Source organism: Campylobacter sp. US25a (genome assembly GCF_004379075.1).
Taxonomy (GTDB): Bacteria; Campylobacterota; Campylobacteria; order Campylobacterales; family Campylobacteraceae; genus Campylobacter_D; species Campylobacter_D jejuni.
Genome location: NZ_RYYM01000146.1, coordinates 1 through 257 on the forward strand (window position 1 = coordinate 1; position 257 = coordinate 257).

A 257-nucleotide genomic window follows, 5' to 3' on the forward strand; every position below is an offset into this window, starting at 1 on the left:
ATCAGGATCACCGCGAACGGCAGGGTCCAGCTGCCATATTGCGCGGCGAGCACGAGATAGACGAACAACACGCAGATCGGGAACACGTAGAGGCCGGCATTGGCGCCGTTGACTTGCTGATAGGACAGGTCGGTCCATTCGAACGAGAAGCCGCTTGGCAAGGTCTCGTCGGCGATCTTCTTGATGGTGTTGAGCGCCGTCGTTGAGCTGACGCCCGGCGCCGGCTCACCCTGTAGTTCGGACGCCGAGTAGAGATT

The 257-nt window shown here is 60.3% G+C and carries 1 protein-coding gene; it reads right to left on the bottom strand.

The window, feature by feature from the left end:
- On the bottom strand, nt 1-257 hold a 257-nt coding region (locus ELQ12_RS10085; RefSeq protein WP_134264766.1), incomplete at both ends, for an efflux RND transporter permease subunit.